Source organism: Flammeovirga aprica JL-4, from assembly GCF_012844305.1.
In the GTDB taxonomy this organism is placed as follows: domain Bacteria; phylum Bacteroidota; class Bacteroidia; order Cytophagales; family Flammeovirgaceae; genus Flammeovirga; species Flammeovirga aprica.
In genome coordinates this window covers 19,071-38,554 of the sequence record NZ_JABANE010000055.1, presented here as the reverse complement: position 1 = coordinate 38,554, position 19,484 = coordinate 19,071, and the positions used below count along the sequence as shown (strand labels likewise).

Sequence of the window (19,484 nt, the reverse complement as noted above, 5' to 3'; positions counted from 1 at the left end):
TAGTCAGTTATTAAGCCGCCTGATCATCCAATCTTTTGATATCAAAATTATTGAATCCTTCATGCACAACAATTGTGATTCTATTTTGAGAAAGTAACTCAAGGACGGCTAAAAAGTTGAAAACGATGGCCACATTATTAAAGTCTTCCTGAATGAGTTCCATAAATGAAAACTCCTCTCGTGTTTCCAGTCTTTTGACAATAGTCTCCTGACGTTCTTCTTGTGAGTAAGGATAAGGAATAACCTGATGTCGGGGAGTGTTATCTCTGTCTTCGGCCCTTTTTAATGCTGTTTGATAAAATTTGAGGAGTTTAAAAAGGTCGATGTCCTGCAGTTCTTGTTCAACACCGATTTCTTCTTCATGTTGTTTTACTTCTGTTTCAATGTTCCCTCTCTTTTCACGGTCAAGCATATCCGCTTCCCATTCTTCTAAGGTATTTAAAACAGATTTATACTTCATGTATTCTAAGAGATGCTTCACTAATTCATCCCTTGGATCAATATCATTTCCCTCTTCATCTTTTTCCACTCTAGGGAGCAACATTTTAGCTTTAATTCTCATCAAAGTAGCCGCTACAACAATGAAATCACTGGCAAGTTCAATGTTCAACCGCTCCATTTCCTCCATGTATTCCATAAAATCATTTGTGATACTATAAATCGGAATATCATGAATGTCTAATTCATCTCTTTGAATAAAGAAAAGTAAAAGGTCAAACGGACCTTCAAAAATGGGGAGGTTGATTTCGAAACTCATGAAAAATTATAAATGTAGGTGAATACGACCTGATTCGTTTAATGAAAGCTGGATGACTTTTCCAAAGTTAAATTGCAGTCTGAAAATGTTTTTCAAAGGCATTTCTAAAAAGTGAGCTAGAAAAACACGCATAACAACACCATGTGCCACAATGGCAATTTTCTCTCCTTCTTTATAGTTATTGATTTCATTCCAGAAAGAAATCAAACGCTCTTGTACCATTTCCAGTGATTCACCATTGGGTGCTGCTACTGTATCAAACTCTTTAGACCATGTGGACAGTTCAGTTTTAATAGCTGCAAACTTTTTCATCTCCCAATCTCCATAAGAGATTTCTTTGAGCCTAGGTTCACTGACTTTCATATCAGACTTTAAGCATGCCGCTAGTTTCTGACATCTTTTGAGAGGACTGTAATACACAGAATTGAAGCGTACATCTTCAATTGTTTCTTTTATAGTCGCCACCTCATCATGAAAAGAGTGCACTACATCCAAGTCTGTTTGTCCGTAAAGTGTTGTGTTAGCATCAATATCAGGAGTTGTATGCCTGATAAGATAAATTTTCATACTCATAATAGTCTTCTCTAAGCGTTTTGCATTGCCGATTGTAAGTATTGAGCAGTATAACCGTCTTTGCTTTTGATTAAATCATCAGGTTTACCTTCAAAAACAATAGTACCGCCATTTTTACCACCTTCAGGTCCAATATCAATTACCCAGTCTGCTGTTTTGATCACTTCCACATTATGTTCAATGATAATTGCAGAATGCCCTTTATTGATCAAGGCATTGATGGATTTCATTAGTTTATCTATATCATGGAAATGAAGACCTGTAGTAGGTTCATCAAAGATGAATAAAACTTTCTCGCTCTCTTTTAATGTTCCTTTTGCAAGGAAAGAAGCAAGTTTTACTCTTTGTGCTTCACCACCACTCAATGTATTTGAAGATTGTCCTAGTTGTACATATCCTAAACCAACATCTAATAAAGGTTGAAGACGTTGGATGATTTTTTTCTGGTCACTGAAAAATGCTACTGCTTCATCAACACTCATATGAAGAATATCAGAGATACTTTTCTCTTTGTATTTTACATCAAGAATCTCCTTTTTGAAACGGTCGCTATTACAGCTTTCACAAGGAAGGTAAATGTCAGCCATAAACTGCATTTCTATTTTCGTAGTTCCCTCTCCTTGACATGCCTCGCATCTTCCTCCATCTACATTGAAAGAGAAAAAGGCCGGTTTATAACCTCTTTGAGTGGATAATTCTTGTTTTGAAAACAATTCTCGAATAGCATCATAGGCTTTCACATAAGTGACAGGATTGGATCTTGAAGATTTACCGATAGGGTTTTGATCTACAAATTCCACTCTGTTGATGGATGAAATATTACCGTCGATTTGATCAATCTTAGGTTTTTCATCTGTATGTTGCCCCAAGGCTCTAAGTAAAGCAGGAGTAAGACATTTTTTGACTAATGTTGATTTTCCTGAACCAGAAACACCCGTAATACAAGTCACAGTTCCCAATGGAAACTTCACATCAACATTTTTAAGATTGTTTTCTCTAGCTCCTTTTATCTGTATAAATTCCTTCCACTCTCTACGTTTTTCAGGAGTTGGAATTGTTGCTTTTCCACTCAAATAACGTGTAGTATGAGAGATGTCAGGATTATCAATTGCTTCTTGGATTGTTCCTTGGAAACGTAATTCACCACCATAAGTACCCGCGTCAGGTCCAATATCAATGATCTGATCAGCGGCCTTCATTACTTCTTCTTCATGCTCGACTACAATTACTGTATTGCCGAGTTTCTTTAATTCTAAGAGAACAGAAATCAAGTTTTGAGTATCTCTAGGGTGAAGACCAATACTAGGCTCATCCAGAATATACATAGAGCCTACCAAAGCACTACCTAAAGAAGTGGCCAACTTGATACGCTGATATTCACCGCCCGAAAGCGTAGAAGTAAGTCGGTTGAGTGTAAGATATCCCAAACCTACCTTATTCATATATTTTAAGCGGTTTTTAATTTCCGCCAATAAGCGGTCCGCAATAGTATGATCGTGTTCGCTGAGTTGTATGTTATTGAAAAAGACTTCACTTTCTGCAATTGGCATTAATACTACATCAACAATAGATTTGCCATCTACTTTTACATAAGAAGCATCTTTTCTCAATCTTGATCCATGACAATCAGGACAAGTAGTTCTGCCTCTATATCTAGAAAGCATTACTCTATACTGAATCTTATGTTTTTTGGATTCCAAGTGATTAAAGAAAGCATTGATGCCTTTGAACTTTCCTTTTCCATTCCAGAGAATATCTTTTTCATCCACAGAAAGTTCACTGTATGATCTGAAAATAGGGAAGTTGGTTTCGTGTGCAGTATCCAGAAGTGGTTTCAGCCACTTTTTCATCGTTTCCGTTCTCCAAGGAATAATAGCATCATCAACAATAGAAAGTGATTTATCAGGAATCACCAAATCTTCATCAATACCCAATACTTTACCAAAACCTTCACATCTTTTACATGCTCCATAAGGGTTGTTAAAGCTGAATAAATTGACACTTGGTTCTTCGAAAAGCATTCCATCGGCTTCAAATTTATCAGAGAATGTTTTGATAATGCTCTTTTCACCTCTTTTTACAAATTCGATTTTACACTCTCCTCTACCTTCAAATAATGCCGTTTGAACGGAGTCTGCAATTCTGAACTGATTTTCTTCATCCCCTTTCTTAACTGCATTTCTATCAATCAACATCTCAAGGTCATCTAAAACAACCTTTTCACCTTTTTCTATTTGATTCAAAAGCTCTTCGATATACACGATTTCACCTTTAAGAATCACTCTTGTAAAACCTTGTTGCAGTAATAATTTAAGCACCACATCAATGGCTCTACCTTCCTGAAGACCTAGAGGGCAGGAAACGATAAATCGGCTTCCCTCATCAAAAGAGTAGATATAATTGACGATATCCGTTACTGATGATTTGGCTACCTCTTGTCCTGAGATGGGAGAGATGGTTTTACCAATTCTAGCAAATAGCAGTTTTAAATAATCATAGATTTCAGTGGTAGTACCCACCGTTGATCTAGGGTTTTTAGTAGAAACCTTCTGCTCTACAGCAATGGCAGGGCAAATACCTCTAATGTATTCTACTTCCGGCTTTTCCATTCTACCTAAAAATTGTCTGGCATAAGAACTTAAGCTTTCCACGTACATTCTTTGCCCTTCAGCAAAAAGTGTATCAAATGCCAAGGATGATTTACCGGATCCTGAAACACCTGTGACTACCACAAAACTGTTTCTTGGGATGGCAACATCAACACTTTTCAAGTTGTTTACTTTTGCCCCTTTTACAATAATAAAATCTTTAGGATTGAATTGATCTACCGACTGCATATAAGAATGGATATTAACTGAACTACAGAGTATAAAATTAAGCGATCTCTCTCTATTTTGGACTATGAAATAAGAAATATCTCTATCATTTTTTGAAAAAGGGCTTGAATTCTTTCACCACTAAAAAAAAGTAATAAAAATCATGTCAGTTTTTTTTAAATACTAATTGTTTTCATGATTTTTGAACGGTTGTTTCTACAATTGAGTATCTGAGATAAGAATACGATTGTTTATTTGACAAGTCAGCTACCTCATCAAAGTAATACTACATTCAATTTTTATTGTTTTTCTACGATTGTTACTTGTAAACACGCCGAATAGCGCCCTTATTAGGTATCTATAAGGTAATTTAATTACGGTAATCAATTTTGAGGAGGTATAAAATGTTTAGGATACTATACACACTCAGGCAAGAAATTTTCTTCCGATTTTTTAGTTAGTCTCAGAGCAGAACTGGAATGTGCTCAAATGGACTTTATGTTATAATTTTTTATAATGGCATTTATTCTAAAACTATATTTGATTTGGGGAGTCAGTATATTTGCATTAGGGTTGATACTGCTTTATCCCTTTTTTGCGATTATTATCTGGTCTTCCAACGATAAGCTATTAAAAGCCACTTACTACTTTAATAGATTGTGGGCTGTGTTTACATACATCATGATCTTTGTGCCCGTAAAACGTATCAGAAAATCAAAACTTGATAATTCAGCGGCTTATGTTTTTGTATCCAATCATACCTCTTTTTTAGATATTCCGGCAATTCAGTTAATTGTCAATCAATTTGTTATTTTTCTTGGGAAAAGAAGTTTGGCTACAGCACCATTATTTGGGTGGATGTTTAGAAATTTGCATATCTGTGTAGACAGGGGAAATCCTGAAAAAACGGAAGAAATGTTTAGAAAGTGTCTTGCTAAACTGGATCAAGGATTTAGTATTGGTGTTTTCCCGGAAGGAACACAGAATAGAACTCCGCCTACTTTGAATAAGTTTAAGGATGGAGCTTTTATTATTGCCATCCGTTCACAAAAGCCTATTGTTCCCATCACGATTGTAAGTAACTGGAAGATTTGGCCGGCATTAGCCCCAAGACTCTCCTGGTCACCTCTGATTCTGGTCCAACATGAACCAATTTCTACAGAGGGGATGACGCTTAAAGATGTGCCTGCATTGAGTGCTCAAGTGAAGGAAGTCATTGAATCAGAAATGAAAACACGTTTCCCTAAAGAATATAATTTGTAAAATATCGATGTAAATTTTATAGAATTATCAAAAAATGCCGTACTTAGTGTTTTAGAGTGAAAAATTAAGCTATTTATTTTATGATTATTGATAAAGAAGCTATAGAGAAAATCGCTCATTTGGCTCGTTTGGAAATGGACGAGAAAAGTGAGGAGAAAATGCTGAAAAGCATGAATGAAATTGTGGAATGGGTAGCGAAATTGGAAGAGGTTGATACTGAAGGTGTAGCACCTCTAACTCATATGACGCAAGAACAAAGTGTTTGGAGAGAAGATAAAGCTGAATATACGCTTAGTCACGAAGATGCTTTGAAAAATGCTCCTAAAAAGGATGAAGACTTTTTCAGAGTACCTAAAGTGCTAGACTAAGACGATATTTCAAACCAAAAAACTCTTGAGGTAAAAAGCTTCAGGAGTTTTTTTGTGCATTGAAATAACCTAAGTACTAAGACAAAAAATTATTAAGAATTAATTATCATTTATTTTCGGCTTTATTACTTATAAAACCTTGAGAAATGACTCTCTGCTGTGTGTTGGGTTGGGATATTTATAAAAACCTTCTCCAGAAATAATACCCAACTTTCCCTTTTTGATGTATTCGTCATGTATAAAATTAGCATTAGAAATACGTTGTGCATCATTATCTTTTTCACCCAAATACTTTTCAATATTATAAACAGTATCTAAACCCACACCGTCCATAATAATAAAGGGGCCATATTTATTGCCAATAGACATCCATGACCTGTCAATATCCTCAAAAGTAGCAATCCCTTTTTGAAACATCGTCAATGCAGATGACAACATCGGAATCAGGAGAGAATTTAAAACATAGCCGCTGTTTTCTTTTTGTAATACAATAGGAAGTATATCAATTGATTTGACAAAGTCGATCATTGATTCTACTACGAGTAGATCAGAATCAGGATGCCCCATTATTTCCACTAAACTGTTTTCCCAAATTAGATTCGTAAAATGAGCTCCTATAAATTGTTGGGGGTATTTATAATGCGTTGCTAAACTACTAGGGAGAAACGAATCGCTGTTAGAAGCGATAATAGTTTTTGGTGAGGCGTATTGAGAAACATCTTTGAACAACTGTATTTTATTCTCCATCTTTTCTGGAGTATTTTCAATGAAAAGGTCACAATCGTGAACAGCTTCATCTAAGTTGCTTGTATAATTAATTCTCTTAAAAGTTTCTTCTATTTTACTTTCTTTATATTGATATTTTTCAATAAATATAGTAGCAAACTTATCGTGAAGTACTTTACCTATTTCCAGCCCGATATCAGAACGGTCATATAGCGTAACAGTATAACCATGGAAGGCTATGTACCATGAGATTTCTGCACCTAAAGTGTCAGACCCAGCGATAGTGATAGTTTTTAAAAGCATAGAATAAGAAGTTACAGTTAAGTAGTTATCAACTTGTATACCTAAAGTTTAGAGTATTAAGGTAGGTTGTAAACCAAAATGTTCTCATAGCGATCAGGTTTAAATTAATCATTAATATAATTAATTTAATAAACAAAGATAAGAAGTAGAGCAAGAAATTTCTGATACAAAATTGAGTCATTTATATAATATTCTGCACACTACTGTGCCGATCGGTGAAAAAGTAGACTTACAACGTTAGATCTTTTTCGGAAAATAGACATTGTAAAGACTCCATGAAAATAAAGGTATTTTATAAAAGTCTGATAGTTTTTTAGTTAAACAGGGGGAATTGTAACTTTTTGTCATTTTGAATAATGTTATATAGCAGTTTTCGCAATGTTATTACCGTTAAAAATTATTAACTTTATGATGTGGAAATTAATGTAAGCCGGCTAACAACTCTTTAATTTTTACTATCGAGTACTTTATCACATTTTTTAAATATTATTTTATGAAGAAAAAGCTAACGAAAGCAAGCTTATTGCTATTGCTTGCACTTATTGGTTTCTCATGCCAGAACAAAAATGAGGAACCGTCTAATTTAAATAATGAACAGTCTTCAGCACTAAGAATGCCGTTCAACCAAAGAGTTTTTCTTTTAAACTCTGCCAATGGGAAATCTATAATCTATGAAGTGGATTATGACTTTCAGGGATTACAAGGTGAAGCAACCTTAACAAAACTGGAAACTTCAGAACAACTTCCTGCGGGAGGTCACATGTGTATTTCGCCAGATAACAAATACCTTACAGTGGTAGTGGCGAAAAAGAGTAGAATCTATTTGATCGACATTGCTACAGGTGAAGTGAAATCTTCTATTTTGATGGGTTATAAACATAACAAATTAAATACACCTGTGGATGAAGTGAGAGCAAATCCTGAAGCGTTCTACATGAAGAAAATTGGTGGTATCACACAAGTGGATGTAGACCAGGAAGGCTACTTGTTTATTGCGGGTAAAGCTGGTTTCTTCAGAGTTGTATCGGATAGAGGAAATGGTGCGACAGATCCTTCAGGAATCAATACAGGTAAAGATATCTGGACTGAAATCTGGAACAGACAAGACCCGTCATTGAGCAATGGTGAGAACTGGGTACACGCTTTGGAGTATAAATTCTCAAAAAATCTTGCTGTAGAATCTACGGAAGATGGTGAAGATTATTTCGAAGACGTAACTCCTTTTAATCCTAAAAAAGTTCGTTTCCAAGGTGGTGATATTTTATTCACTCAAAATGCTTCAGAAACAGATGGTTTTGAGCAACAGCGATTGATTTCTTTCTCACAGTGGAAAGGTGGAACAGCCATTTACTTGGAGCTGGAGTGGAATTATGAAACCATGGAGATTTCTTTTGATGCAGGTAAAATATTTGGCGGATTGAATAAAGCCAGGGATCCAGAAACAAAAAGCAGAAGTAAAAGAGCAGGCAGGGTAACAGGTGCCGCACTTACAGGTGATAACTTAGTCATGACATCACACCATAAGAGTAATAATCTTCAGTTGAGAACGCTTGATGGTGAGATTGTTGATGCTGAAATTGCGATGCAAATGAGCGATGGTAGCCCAGGTTTAGTTCATAACTGGGGTGATATGGCTTCTACTCAAGCATTTGATAAAAATACTTCTAATGCTTCAAGCTTGAGCAATAAAGAAATAGATGGTGAGTATTATGGTGCTTGGTACAATGGAGATCAGCCAAACCATCAATATGCTGAAGTAAAAGTCTACCGTCCGGGATTAAGTGTAGAACAGTACGAGGTATTAGATCTATCTGAAGATAATCATAACGTTTCACAGCAGTCAAGAAGAAATTCAGCAAATGCTGACATTGCGGATTACAGCAAAAATGGTAGTAAGTTTGTTTCTCTTGGTGGTGGCTCTATCTTGATGCGTTTCCCATCTGCAGTAGCAATCAATGCCAATACTGTATTGCAAGTAGTTGAAACTTCTTGGAATAAATCAGCTGAATATGCTACAATTGAGGATGCCTTCAAAGCGTATGGCGAAAAAGCAGAAGTATCAATTCTGATCGGTAACAATTCGAGATATTACAGCGAAGAATTATTGAATGATGCAAATTGGGTTTCATTAGGTCATGCATCAATTGCCAATAATGAATTTGATTTAGGTTCTTATTCAGGTGAATTCACTTGGGTGAAGATTGAAGATAATGCTTCAAACACACCTGATGGATTTGATGTGAACTTTGTCGCTGCGTTTGATAAGCAATAAAATTGATCAGCACATAAAAAACCGGTCATTTCTTGAATACAGAAATGACCGGTTTTTTTATGTATTATCTTCTTTATTACAGATTATTGACTAAAGGTAACTCTTGTGTCATACTCAAGTCGATCACTGTATTTAGTTGTCCCATGATTTGTACAAAACGGGCGGCAGTTTGAGTGGAAACCACTTTTTTCATTGCCTTAAAGTATTTCTGGTTTAAAGAAATTTCTTTTTTATTGAGTTTAAAACTAGCGTTCATCAACTCTTCCGTTCTCTTTTCATCTAAAGTTTCAAAGCTTTCAGCATATTCTTTCAACAATGCATATTGTTCATTCAATAGCTGACTTTGTTCATATTCATATTTATCATAAACAGGCCAGAACTCTTCCGCTTCTGCTTCTGATAAATTCATATTTTCTTTCAATACACCTCTTTTTTCGGCTTTGATTAATGTTTTTATCGTTTCAAAATCCATGTTCTGACCTTGAACCTTGCTAGTATATGAAGGGGTTTGAGCATAAAGAAGGTTTAAGCTTAATAATAGAGTGACGATAGTACCAATAAGTGTTTTCATAATATCTTGTTATCTTATATTTCAGAGTTTATCAACGTTAGAAAATGAGCTATGTTCCTAAATGAGTATTAATAAAGGTAAATAGTGATTAAATATCTTAAAAAGAATGGTAAAAAATAAATAAAAGCATAGCCAAGTGTATGCGAACTTCAATAAATGCAGACTTATATTATTATTTTTTCTTGCTCAGCCATTCTTCAGGATCCAACTTTTCTCCATCCATATTCCATATCTGAAACTGAATCTCATAAGAGCCATCTTCGTTTTGTCCTGCATTTCCTAATCTGGAATTGATAGAAACAATGTCGCCCACTTTCACATTTACTTTATTCAATTTGGAGTATACTGTAAAGAAGTTATCATGTCTGAGCATGATGACATTTTGCAAATTGGGCACTTTAGTAACGGCAGTGACCACTCCACTGAAAACACTTTTTACAATAGCATTGGGTTTTACTCTCAGATCAATGCCGTGGTTTTCGATTGTTACTCCTGAAAGAATAGGGTGGGGACGTACGCCAAAGTGATTCGTAATTACTCCACCTTCCACAGGCCATTTCAAGCTTCCTTTTGTTTCCAGAAAGTTTGTAGTAGTGACGTTCTTGTTATTGATTTTATTTTCAGTAGCAGCCGTTACCTCTATTTCATCTTCAAAAACATTTCCTTCTTTAGAAACGTTGGAAGTCAGCACCAGTACTTGCCTTTGTAGTTCTGCCAAAGCCTTTCGGTCTTTTTCAAGCTGAGCAATCAATTCTCTTTCCTTAAGTTTCAGATTACTCACTACTGTCGTTTGTCTTTCTTTTAAAGATTTTAGTTGTAGTAGCTGTACTTTTTCTTCTTCAAGCAATGCAAAAGACTCTTTATTTCTTGCCTTAATTTCTTCTTTTTTATTGAGGAGAAGTTCTTGAGATCTTTCAATTTCTATGATCTGTTTTTTCCTGACATCTTTATAATGCTCAAGATAGTTAGCTCTTCTCACAAACTGAGTAAAATTCTCACTGGAAAAAATATAAGCAAGCTGTTGAAAATCACCTCCCGTTTTATAAGCGGCATACACAAGTTCTGCATATTCCTCTTTCAGAAGCTCAATTTTCCTCTGTAAAGAATCAGCGACAATAATGGCTTCTTTTTCTTCATTCTGAGCCTCAGTAATTCTATTTTGAATCTGATGAAGATAGTGTTCACGCCCTTCAATCTGTGCTTCAATATCATTGAGTTCGCTTAAAGAAGCTTCTTTTTTATATTGAGTATCATCTAAAATAGCCTTGGTTTGTGCAATTTTATCTTTTGCAGTTTTAATGTCCTTCTGAGCGAAAAGAGGGGAAACGATAAATGTTATTAAAAATATAAAAGCTATTTTTTTCATTAATTGATTTATATGCAGATCTGAAAAAATGAATCACAAAGGTAATTCTCTAAAATAGATGTTTCAAATATGCTCTTAGTACTTACCTTTATTGAAAATAATATTTTATATATAAAAAATCGTACCTCTATTAAAGAATTAACACTTGAAACAGGATTTTAAAATAAGGAAATATTCATTATCTGATAAAACACTATGGGATAGCTTTGCCGCTCAGTGTATGCAACAGCATTTTTTCTTTCAGCGTTCTTTTATGGAATACCACAAAGAGCGCTTTACAGATGCGAGTCTTATTGTAGAGGATATGAATGATAATATTGTAGCTCTTTTTCCTGCTTCAGTAAAAGATAATACAGTTTCATCTCATGCAGGACTTACTTTTGGAGGATTGCTGTATAAAAAGAGGACTTTTGTTCAGAAGATTGTTACAATTCTTTCTTTGATTGAAAGGTATTATCAAGAGTTAGGTATTGAAAAAATAACCTATAAAGTGATGCCTTACATTTATAAATCAGAACAAGGAGAGGAAGATCTTTATGCTTTGTATAGGAACGAATGGAAATTAGTGAGAAGAGATTTCAGTACGATTATCAAGAAAGACACTCCTTTTATTCCTGACAGATCTAGACGAAAAAACAATACAATAGCCCTTAATAGTGGAGTGCAAATTTTACCGTCAAATGATCTTTCGACCTTTTGGGAGTTACTGAATAGCAATTTGCAAAGTAAACATAGCGTTAAACCCACACATTCATTGGCAGAGCTCCAATTTTTAATGCAACTGTTTCCTGATAATATCAAACTGATAGGTGGTTTTGAAGATGGAGAAATGCTTAGTGGAGCGTTGTTATTTTTGACACCCAATGTATGTAAAATACAATATTCTGTAAACTCTTTGAGAGGAAGAGAGTTTAAAGTATTAGACGCCATTTTTTTGTCCATTATCAATGACAATCAATTGCCTTATATTGATTTTGGACATTCATCAGAAAATGATGGCAAATACCTCAATGGGGGTTTGAGTAAGTTTAAGTTTTACTTTAATGGTGAAGCATCAGTCTGTGATTTCTATGAGAAAGATCTCACAGCAAATTTGTAGTCTTAATAGAAACTATAGAAATTTGTAATTATGGACGAAATAGTAAACAGAGTAGCACAGAGTGCATTGATTTCTTTTGACTTGGAAGATATCCGAGCAGAAGGAGAGCGTGTGCTTATTGATATAAAAGAACAACTTTTTCAAGGTTTAATCTTAAGAGAAAAAGATTTCAGAGCTTTCATAAAAGAGCATGATTGGTCACAGTACCAAGACAAGCATGTGGCAGTCACTTGTTCAGAAGACGTTGTAATTCCTACTTGGGCTTATATGCTTTTGACGACAAGATTGGAAAAATATGCAACAACAATTGTTTTTGGAGATTTAACCCGTTTGGAAGAGAAGCTTTTTGAAAAGGCGATTGCTGCATTAGACACAGAGCAATTTGTAGATAAACCTGTAGTGGTGAAAGGATGTAGTAAAGAAGAGGTGCCGGTTACAGCTTATGTTGATATCACGGAGAAGCTTCGCCCTATTGCCAAAACAATTATGTTTGGTGAGCCATGCAGTACAGTGCCGATTTATAAAAAGCCGAGAAAAAAATAGACTCAAAAAAAGGAGTGAAGATGTAATAGTGTTATTCATCTTCACTCCTAATTAAATACTAGGACAGAAGAAAAGGTAAGATAAAATGTCCGTTTTCTTTTGTCCTAGTACTAAAATATTTCTTTTCCCTAACGTATCAGATACGAAGTTGTAGTTGTGCTACGAACAATCCAGCATGATGGTCAACAACATTTTTTCCTAGATCATTGATCATATAAACAGGACGCAATTGGTAAGCGGCTGTCATTTTTACGTTTTGACCAATAATAGCCCAGTTTACACCACAATCACTTTGGAACGAAGCTTCATCTAAACCTTCAAGATTTTTGTATGAAACAGCAACATAAGGCTGAATTTTTTTCTCTGAATTATAAATGGTCTTTGGTAATGTATAACCTAATTCTGTATGGAACATATGACCTGTACCATGAGAGTATTGAGAGAAACCAGGACCTTGAGGTGATGAAGGAACATTAGGATCCGTTCCAGCAAAACCACCCATTACATGTAGAGTTCTTAAATAGTTGCTTCCATATTGGTAGTTATAATACACTGCATAACCAGTGAATCCACCACCGCTGTGTCCAAGAGGAGTGCTTAAGAAAACGTCAACAGCTAATTTAGTGATATCATTTTCTTGAATGTACATGTTGCCATTTACATCTTCTTTGTAAGTACCTGTACCACCTGGCTGGTATTGAAAACCAGCGCCAATGTTGAATACTCTTTTCTGACCAAAGTAGTTCATTTGGCTTGCACCAGAAACAGATTGTGCTTCAACATCCCAGAATTGCCAGTATAAATAACCGTTATAATTGTAATTATTTTGCTTTAATAAGTAAGTGCTGCCGATAGTAGCACCTGCTTCACCGTTATTGTAAGCGGCTTCCAGCTCACTTTTTGACATAGGGTGTCCACCTACAGTTGGAGCAGAAACAGGAGCAGTGCCCATAATAGCTTGGTTGATGGATACTTGATAACCAAGTTTTTCTAAAACATTACCTCTAGCAAAAACACCCATTTGTCTTACAATAGCATCTGTACGGTTTACTTCAGGATAGTTGAAGTAAGGGTGATCTACAGTAAGATAGTTGTTAGATCCCACACGTGAAAGACGGGCTAAACCTTGCCAGAAGTGAATACCAGCACCAATATAATTTTTCTCAGCAATTTTCAGCTGACCTTGGAAATCGTGTACATAAACATTGTTTGTAATGCTTGAATTGGTAGCATTACTAGTTGCACCAATGTGGGCAAATAGTAAATATTTATTTTCAATATTAGCATAGAACATTGTTCTGATACGACGCATTGAAAAGTCACTATAGTTGGAGATTGCATCTCCAGTCAACGCATTTGTAGTACCAGGGTTTGTTTCCCCAGCTCTCCACCATGCCTGAATACCAATTATTGTTTTGAAATAAGAGGTTTTTTCTTTGTTAAGATCCAGTCGCAGCCCTCTTTTGAAAACATCAACGGATTTTTCATAAGACGTTTTTTCAACGGCTGGAGCTGTAGTTTCCTCTTGTTCAGATTGTGCAAATATTGATAATGAGACAAAAGTTAACAATAGCGTGGATAAAATTCTTTTCATTTTAAGATAGAGTTCATAAACATTCGTGCAAAGATATTCCACAGCAGAATGATAAAAAAGGTGAAGAATCCCTATCTATGCTTTTATTCTAATGATTTCTATCATAAAAAGTGTTGATTTCCTGCTCTGCATGCGATAATTTATGCTTCAGGATCACGGTTGTATGGTTGTCAACCCAGTTTTCCATGGCAATAGCACTTTTATGCCCACTTTTTTCAAAATGCGTGTAAGAAAGTCCCAGTTTTTCAAATTCCTGATGAAGATGATCTTCTATGACAGCAAAATTAGTCACAAGGTCTCCGCTTAATTCTTTTACTTCTTGCAGTTCCTTTTTAATACTTTCCTGAATCAGTTTTCTGACTTTTTGAACTTCCAGTTTTTCCTTCTCAATTCTTTCTTGAGAGTAAATGTTGTTATCTTCAGCTAGAGAGTTCCAGTAAACATCAAACGCCTCTTGTGCAATGTGATTTTGTGCTTGTGCACTAAAGATTGAAAAAAACGTGATGAAGATAATAGATAGTGATAGTGTTTTCATGATACGGTTCAATTATTAATGGTATGCTTCATAAAGAGTTTCAAAGCTCAAATAGTTCATTGGGGTTAAGCGTGCTTTATGTAAGAAATACCGTGAGATTCTGTTTTAACTTAAAGGTTTTATTTCTAGCAAATGTGATCTGAAATGTGGTTTTGGGTGGTTATAGGGTAAATTTATAGCCATAATCATTTTCTATAAAAAAACATCAGCTCCATCTAAGTTGAAAGTTTTTTTCTATAAACACAAGAAAAGCCACCAAAAACTTTCGTTCCTGATGGCTTTAAAAGGTTGACCGTCAGAGGTCAAGAATATATCTTATAAGTGGATACACTCATCATACGCTAAGGCAGCAGCCTCCATTACCGCTTCCGATAATGTTGGGTGAGGGTGAACCGCAGTGATGATTTCGTGACCAGTTACTTCTAATTTACGAGCAACAACCGCTTCAGCGATCATTTCAGTTACGTTTGAACCGATCATATGGCAACCTAACCACTCACCATATTTCGCATCAAAGATTACTTTAACGAAACCTTCTTTATGACCTGCTGCAGATGCTTTACCTGACGCAGAGAATGGGAATTTACCCACTTTGATTTCATAACCAGCTTCTTTTGCTTGCTCTTCAGTCATACCAACTGATGCTACTTCAGGAACAGTGTAAGTACAACCTGGGATGTTACCGTAGTTCATTGGCTCTGGAGTTAAACCTGCGATTTTCTCAACACAGATAATACCTTCGTGAGAAGCAACGTGCGCTAAAGCAGGTCCTTTCACGATGTCACCAATTGCATATACAGAAGGGATGTTAGTTTGGTAGTAATCGTTTACTAAAACTTTACCCTTGTCATGAGCAACACCAACTTCTTCTAAACCGATACCTTCAAGGTTAGTCTCTACACCGACAGCTGAAAGAACTACGTCACACTCGATAGTAGTTTCTTTACCTTTTTTGTTGTCAGTGATTTTAACTACACAGCCATCGCCAGAAGTGTCCACAGTTTGAACAGCAGCGTTAGTCATTACGTTGATGCCTTGCTTTTTGAAGTTACGCTCTAATTCTTTAGAAACGTCAGCATCTTCGTTAGGTACGATACGAGGTAAGTATTCAACTACAGTTACTTCAGTACCGATTGAGTTATAGAAATAAGCAAACTCAACACCGATAGCACCAGAACCCATTACAACCATTTTCTTAGGTTGCTCAGGTAAAGTCATTGCTTGACGGTATCCGATTACTTTTTCGCCATCAATTTTGATATGAGGAAGTTCTTTCGCTCTACCACCAGTAGCAAGGATGATGCTCTCAGCGTCATAAACTGTAGCGTTACCATCAGCGTCAGTTACTTCAACTTGTTTAGGTCCCACTAATTTACCGAAACCTAAAAGTTTTTCAATTTTGTTTTTCTTGATCAAGAACTCAACACCTTTACTCATACCAGCGGCTACGCCACGGCTTCTTTGTACCATTGCTGAGAAATCAGCTTCAGCTTCACCTGCTACATTAATACCATAGTCTTTTGCATGGTTAATGTATTGGAATACCTGACCACTTTTCAAAAGGGCTTTTGTAGGGATACATCCCCAGTTCAAGCAGATACCGCCTACTTCTGCTTTCTCTACTACGGCTACTTTCTTACCTAGTTGAGAAGCGCGGATTGCTGCCACATATCCACCGGGTCCACTACCGATGACGATCAGGTCAAATTTTGTTGCTGACATAATTAAAATGTTATAATATAATTTTTCGTTTTCTGTTTGAGCGGCAATTTCGTAAAAATTCCCACACAAAAATAAAAGTTCATGGATAAAATAAAAACGTATAAGGGGAACACTTTTTATATTAAAGTATAATCAGGTGAATAATTGATGGAATTTTATTGTGTTTCTATTAAAAATCAAGAGGGAATAGCAGGGATTATTGTCAAAATGTCATCAATAGTTCTATAAAATGAGCGAATGATAAAATTTTAGTCATGTATCATCCTCATAAAAAAATAAAACAGAGCACATTTCTATCTAAACAAAATAAAATCAATCAATTAAATAAGAATAAGATTATGTATTTTTGTTTATAGGTGCTGTCTGATTTTTTTGTCAAGGTGCCGAAAATGTGGTAAATTATCCATAAATAAAGATAAGAATGAAAAGAGGAGCATTTTTTAAGTTGTTGCAACACAGAACGTTTGATTTTACACCACGTTACTATGATGCAGAAAAAGAAGAAAGAGATGCCAGAATAAAGGCGCTGTATGAAAAATACGGTCAATCAGAGGAGAAAAGCGAAGAAAGTGCCGAAGGTGTCAGAAGGAGTATCTCGTTTTCAAGAGAAAGAAGCCGATCTACTGAAAGAAAACCAATCATTATCAGAGCTGCAGTGATGGTGGGAATATTCGTGCTGTTGTACGCTCTTTTTAAATAATGATAACTAAAAGGGAATCAGTGGATTCAAACTCAAAATACTAGATAATATTTATATTATTACTTAATATTATATTGATAATCAGCCGTTAATATTTGTTCAAAAGCTTATTAACAGTCTTTCTCTACTTTTAAGTAAAGAAGCGATTATAAAAACTATATATTTGCAGGACTTCGCTAATGTCAATTGGCAAGTTAAACTTCAATTACTTCAGAAATCAATTTTCATGTATATTGCAATAGCCGGAAATATCGGATGTGGTAAAACCACTTTAACACGTTTACTATCAGAGCGTTTTGGATGGAGAGCTTTGTTTGAAAGTACAAGCAACAATCCTTACTTAGAGGATTTTTATGAGGACATGGAGAAGTGGGCATTTCACTTACAAACCTACTTCCTGAACCATAGATTTGAGCAAGTTCAAGACGCTACTGTTGATAATCCGGTAATTCAGGATCGTAGTTTATATGAAGGAACGTATGTGTTTACAGAAAACCTGCGCCGTTCTGGAATGATGCATCAACGCGATTTTGAAAACTATTCTGCTTTATCGAAACTATATGAAGCAAAAGCTACACCTCCACATTTGTTGATTTATTTAAGAGCCGATCTTGAAAAATTAAAATCAAACATTGAGAAGAGAGGTAGAGATTATGAAAAAACTATTCCTGACGAGTACTTGTTAAACTTGAACGAGTTGTACGAGGAGTGGATTTCCAATTATGAGAAAGGCGGTTTGTTAGTGGTAGATGTCAATGATGTAGATATTGTCAATAACCCTAATGATTTCGAGAGAATCGCATCAGCTATTGAATCAGCTATGCGTATCCGTAAAAATGTAGGCGCTACAGTCTAATCCTCTTTTGTTATTAATCTTAATCTGAAAATATTTTTATCGTATGTATATAGCGATAGCCGGAAACATCGGTAGTGGCAAAACAACTTTAACAGGTAAACTTGCTGAACACTTTGGTTGGGAACCAAGATATGAAAGTGCGGACGACAATCCTTACTTAGAAGATTTTTATGGTGATATGTCTAGATGGGCGTTCCCTTTACAAATCTATTTCTTGAACAGCCGTTTTCGTCAGGTGATGGAAGTATCTAAAACACATACTCCTATCATTCAAGACAGATCGATCTATGAGGATGCTCATATCTTCGCTCGTCAATTAAATCAAGATGGACAACTTTCCGACCGTGATAACGAAGTCTTCCAAAATGTATTTTCATCTGTAGCGGACCATGCTCCAGCTCCAGATCTTTTGATTTACTTGAGAACAAGTGTACCGCAATTGCTGGATCATATCAGAAAGCGTGGTAGAGAGTACGAACAAAGTATTTCAAGAGCTTATTTGACAGGTTTGAATGAATTCTATGAAGAGTGGATTTCAAACTATGACAAAGGCAAATTACTTGTCATTGAAATGGAAGATTTAGACTTTGTGGAAAATGAGGCGCACTTTGATCAGATTGTGGCCAACATCGATGCGGAGTTACAAGCGGCAAAAGCGCGCGTTTAATCTAAAGAGATAATAAATAAGAAGTGTTTGTTATTTCAGTAACAGACACTTTTTGTTTGTCCAAAAATCAATCAATTCTATTAAACTACCCCATTTAGTATCAAAAAAATATGCAATACGTAGCGATAGCAGGGAATATTGGGTCAGGGAAAACTACTCTAACAAAAATGCTTTCTGAACATTTTGGATGGAAAGCGGAGTTTGAGAGTACTGCAGATAATCCTTATCTAGAAGATTTTTATCAGGACATGAAGCGTTGGGCTTTTCATGCTCAGGTGAGATTTTTAGATAACAGTTTTCAGCAGATGTTGGATATTAATGCTTCAGGTAAGCCTATTATTCAAGATCGTTCTTTTGATGAAAACGCTCATATCTTTGCTAAAAATTTGCATGTGTCAGGACAAATGGACGACAGGGATTTTGAATCGTATTGGAAATTATTTTCCTCCCTATCCTCCCAGTTGCCAAAGCCTGATCTATTAATCTATTTAGATACTGACTTGGATCGCTTGAAAACTCAGATTCAGAAAAGAGGTAGAAGCTATGAACAAACTATTCCGGAAGAGTATTTGAGTAACCTCAATAAGCTTTATAACGAATGGATTGATGCTTATGAAGGACCGCTTTTAAGAATCAAAATGTCAGAACACGATTTTGTAGAAGAGAATGCAGATTTCTACAGCATTGTGGATAAGATTGACAATATGTTGAGCGTAGAAAAGTAGATCTAGAAAATATTTTTGAAGAAGGCTT

18 protein-coding genes are annotated in these 19,484 nt (G+C 35.5%); 9 read left to right on the top strand and 9 right to left on the bottom strand.

The annotated features are described in order from the left end of the window. Positions 1-10: 10 nt before the first annotated feature. Genes HHU12_RS19185 through uvrA form a run of 3 tightly spaced genes read right to left on the bottom strand, consistent with a single transcriptional unit; the run spans position 11 to position 4,167 of the window. A complete protein-coding gene (locus HHU12_RS19185; protein ID WP_205959931.1) occupies positions 11-757 on the bottom strand; it encodes a segregation and condensation protein A in 747 nt (248 codons plus the stop codon). Positions 758-763: 6 nt separating this feature from the next. Beyond that, on the bottom strand, positions 764-1,324 hold the full coding sequence (gene cobC, locus HHU12_RS19180) for an alpha-ribazole phosphatase family protein (RefSeq protein WP_169658350.1): 561 nt from the start codon (positions 1,322-1,324) through the stop codon (positions 764-766). Between the two features lie 17 nt (positions 1,325-1,341). Continuing rightward, positions 1,342-4,167, bottom strand: coding sequence for an excinuclease ABC subunit UvrA (gene uvrA / locus HHU12_RS19175; RefSeq protein ID WP_169658349.1), 2,826 nt, complete (start codon positions 4,165-4,167; stop codon positions 1,342-1,344). Between the two features lie 495 nt (positions 4,168-4,662). Here uvrA and HHU12_RS19170 point away from each other — a divergent pair, with 495 nt between their 5' ends. Together HHU12_RS19170 and gatC are read left to right on the top strand one after the other, a co-directional pair. Then, on the top strand, positions 4,663-5,409 hold the full coding sequence (locus tag HHU12_RS19170; protein WP_169658348.1) for a lysophospholipid acyltransferase family protein: 747 nt from the start codon (positions 4,663-4,665) through the stop codon (positions 5,407-5,409). An 80-nt stretch (positions 5,410-5,489) separates the two neighbouring features. After that, on the top strand, positions 5,490-5,777 hold the full coding sequence (gatC, locus tag HHU12_RS19165) for an Asp-tRNA(Asn)/Glu-tRNA(Gln) amidotransferase subunit GatC (RefSeq protein ID WP_169658347.1): 288 nt from the start codon (positions 5,490-5,492) through the stop codon (positions 5,775-5,777). A gap of 129 nt (positions 5,778-5,906) precedes the next feature. Here the strand turns inward: gatC and HHU12_RS19160 are convergent, their stop codons facing one another. Further along, positions 5,907-6,806: a 3-hydroxyacyl-CoA dehydrogenase NAD-binding domain-containing protein gene (locus HHU12_RS19160; RefSeq protein ID WP_169658346.1), complete on the bottom strand. Its 900-nt coding sequence runs from the start codon at positions 6,804-6,806 to the stop codon at positions 5,907-5,909. A gap of 493 nt (positions 6,807-7,299) precedes the next feature. Here HHU12_RS19160 and HHU12_RS19155 point away from each other — a divergent pair, with 493 nt between their 5' ends. Next, positions 7,300-9,078 (top strand): hypothetical protein, encoded by a 1,779-nt coding sequence (locus HHU12_RS19155; RefSeq protein ID WP_169658345.1) that lies wholly within the window; start codon positions 7,300-7,302, stop codon positions 9,076-9,078. Between the two features lie 76 nt (positions 9,079-9,154). Here HHU12_RS19155 and HHU12_RS19150 read toward each other — a convergent pair whose 3' ends face one another. Together HHU12_RS19150 and HHU12_RS19145 are read right to left on the bottom strand one after the other, a co-directional pair. Next, positions 9,155-9,649, bottom strand: coding sequence for a hypothetical protein (locus tag HHU12_RS19150; RefSeq protein WP_169658344.1), 495 nt, complete (start codon positions 9,647-9,649; stop codon positions 9,155-9,157). A gap of 172 nt (positions 9,650-9,821) precedes the next feature. After that, positions 9,822-11,015, bottom strand: coding sequence for a murein hydrolase activator EnvC family protein (locus HHU12_RS19145; protein WP_169658343.1), 1,194 nt, complete (start codon positions 11,013-11,015; stop codon positions 9,822-9,824). 145 nt (positions 11,016-11,160) lie between these two features. Between HHU12_RS19145 and HHU12_RS19140 the strand changes: the two genes are divergently transcribed. Next, positions 11,161-12,114, top strand: a complete 954-nt coding sequence (locus HHU12_RS19140) for a GNAT family N-acetyltransferase (RefSeq protein ID WP_169658342.1) — start codon at positions 11,161-11,163, stop codon at positions 12,112-12,114. Between the two features lie 30 nt (positions 12,115-12,144). Continuing rightward, positions 12,145-12,657, top strand: coding sequence for a DUF2480 family protein (locus HHU12_RS19135; protein ID WP_205959930.1), 513 nt, complete (start codon positions 12,145-12,147; stop codon positions 12,655-12,657). Positions 12,658-12,793: 136 nt separating this feature from the next. Here HHU12_RS19135 and HHU12_RS19130 read toward each other — a convergent pair whose 3' ends face one another. From HHU12_RS19130 to lpdA, 3 genes are all read right to left on the bottom strand, one after another. Continuing rightward, on the bottom strand, positions 12,794-14,251 hold the full coding sequence (locus HHU12_RS19130; protein ID WP_169658341.1) for a hypothetical protein: 1,458 nt from the start codon (positions 14,249-14,251) through the stop codon (positions 12,794-12,796). 88 nt (positions 14,252-14,339) lie between these two features. Next, positions 14,340-14,786 carry a hypothetical protein gene (locus tag HHU12_RS19125; protein WP_169658340.1) on the bottom strand — a complete coding sequence of 149 codons (447 nt, stop codon included), beginning with the start codon at positions 14,784-14,786 and terminating at the stop codon, positions 14,340-14,342. A gap of 315 nt (positions 14,787-15,101) precedes the next feature. Beyond that, positions 15,102-16,508, bottom strand: coding sequence for a dihydrolipoyl dehydrogenase (lpdA, locus tag HHU12_RS19120; protein ID WP_169658339.1), 1,407 nt, complete (start codon positions 16,506-16,508; stop codon positions 15,102-15,104). A gap of 421 nt (positions 16,509-16,929) precedes the next feature. Here lpdA and HHU12_RS19115 point away from each other — a divergent pair, with 421 nt between their 5' ends. From HHU12_RS19115 to HHU12_RS19100, 4 genes are all read left to right on the top strand, one after another. After that, on the top strand, positions 16,930-17,208 hold the full coding sequence (locus tag HHU12_RS19115; protein ID WP_169658338.1) for a hypothetical protein: 279 nt from the start codon (positions 16,930-16,932) through the stop codon (positions 17,206-17,208). 226 nt (positions 17,209-17,434) lie between these two features. Then, positions 17,435-18,064, top strand: coding sequence for a deoxynucleoside kinase (locus tag HHU12_RS19110; protein ID WP_169658337.1), 630 nt, complete (start codon positions 17,435-17,437; stop codon positions 18,062-18,064). A 43-nt stretch (positions 18,065-18,107) separates the two neighbouring features. Next, positions 18,108-18,731 (top strand): deoxynucleoside kinase, encoded by a 624-nt coding sequence (locus HHU12_RS19105; RefSeq protein ID WP_169658336.1) that lies wholly within the window; start codon positions 18,108-18,110, stop codon positions 18,729-18,731. Between the two features lie 110 nt (positions 18,732-18,841). Next, complete coding sequence (locus HHU12_RS19100) at positions 18,842-19,456, top strand: deoxynucleoside kinase (protein ID WP_062619983.1); 615 nt, start codon at positions 18,842-18,844, stop codon at positions 19,454-19,456. The last annotated feature ends 28 nt before the right edge of the window (positions 19,457-19,484 follow it).

Coding starts and splice junctions, on each gene's coding strand:
- HHU12_RS19185 (WP_205959931.1), bottom strand. CDS start 757: ATGAGTTTCGAAATCAACCTCCCCATTTTTGAAGGTCCGTTTGACCTT.
- cobC (WP_169658350.1), bottom strand. CDS start 1,324: ATGAAAATTTATCTTATCAGGCATACAACTCCTGATATTGATGCTAAC.
- uvrA (WP_169658349.1), bottom strand. CDS start 4,167: ATGCAGTCGGTAGATCAATTCAATCCTAAAGATTTTATTATTGTAAAA.
- HHU12_RS19170 (WP_169658348.1), top strand. CDS start 4,663: ATGGCATTTATTCTAAAACTATATTTGATTTGGGGAGTCAGTATATTT.
- gatC (WP_169658347.1), top strand. CDS start 5,490: ATGATTATTGATAAAGAAGCTATAGAGAAAATCGCTCATTTGGCTCGT.
- HHU12_RS19160 (WP_169658346.1), bottom strand. CDS start 6,806: ATGCTTTTAAAAACTATCACTATCGCTGGGTCTGACACTTTAGGTGCA.
- HHU12_RS19155 (WP_169658345.1), top strand. CDS start 7,300: ATGAAGAAAAAGCTAACGAAAGCAAGCTTATTGCTATTGCTTGCACTT.
- HHU12_RS19150 (WP_169658344.1), bottom strand. CDS start 9,649: ATGAAAACACTTATTGGTACTATCGTCACTCTATTATTAAGCTTAAAC.
- HHU12_RS19145 (WP_169658343.1), bottom strand. CDS start 11,015: ATGAAAAAAATAGCTTTTATATTTTTAATAACATTTATCGTTTCCCCT.
- HHU12_RS19135 (WP_205959930.1), top strand. CDS start 12,145: ATGGACGAAATAGTAAACAGAGTAGCACAGAGTGCATTGATTTCTTTT.
- HHU12_RS19130 (WP_169658341.1), bottom strand. CDS start 14,251: ATGAAAAGAATTTTATCCACGCTATTGTTAACTTTTGTCTCATTATCA.
- HHU12_RS19125 (WP_169658340.1), bottom strand. CDS start 14,786: ATGAAAACACTATCACTATCTATTATCTTCATCACGTTTTTTTCAATC.
- lpdA (WP_169658339.1), bottom strand. CDS start 16,508: ATGTCAGCAACAAAATTTGACCTGATCGTCATCGGTAGTGGACCCGGT.
- HHU12_RS19115 (WP_169658338.1), top strand. CDS start 16,930: ATGAAAAGAGGAGCATTTTTTAAGTTGTTGCAACACAGAACGTTTGAT.
- HHU12_RS19110 (WP_169658337.1), top strand. CDS start 17,435: ATGTATATTGCAATAGCCGGAAATATCGGATGTGGTAAAACCACTTTA.
- HHU12_RS19105 (WP_169658336.1), top strand. CDS start 18,108: ATGTATATAGCGATAGCCGGAAACATCGGTAGTGGCAAAACAACTTTA.
- HHU12_RS19100 (WP_062619983.1), top strand. CDS start 18,842: ATGCAATACGTAGCGATAGCAGGGAATATTGGGTCAGGGAAAACTACT.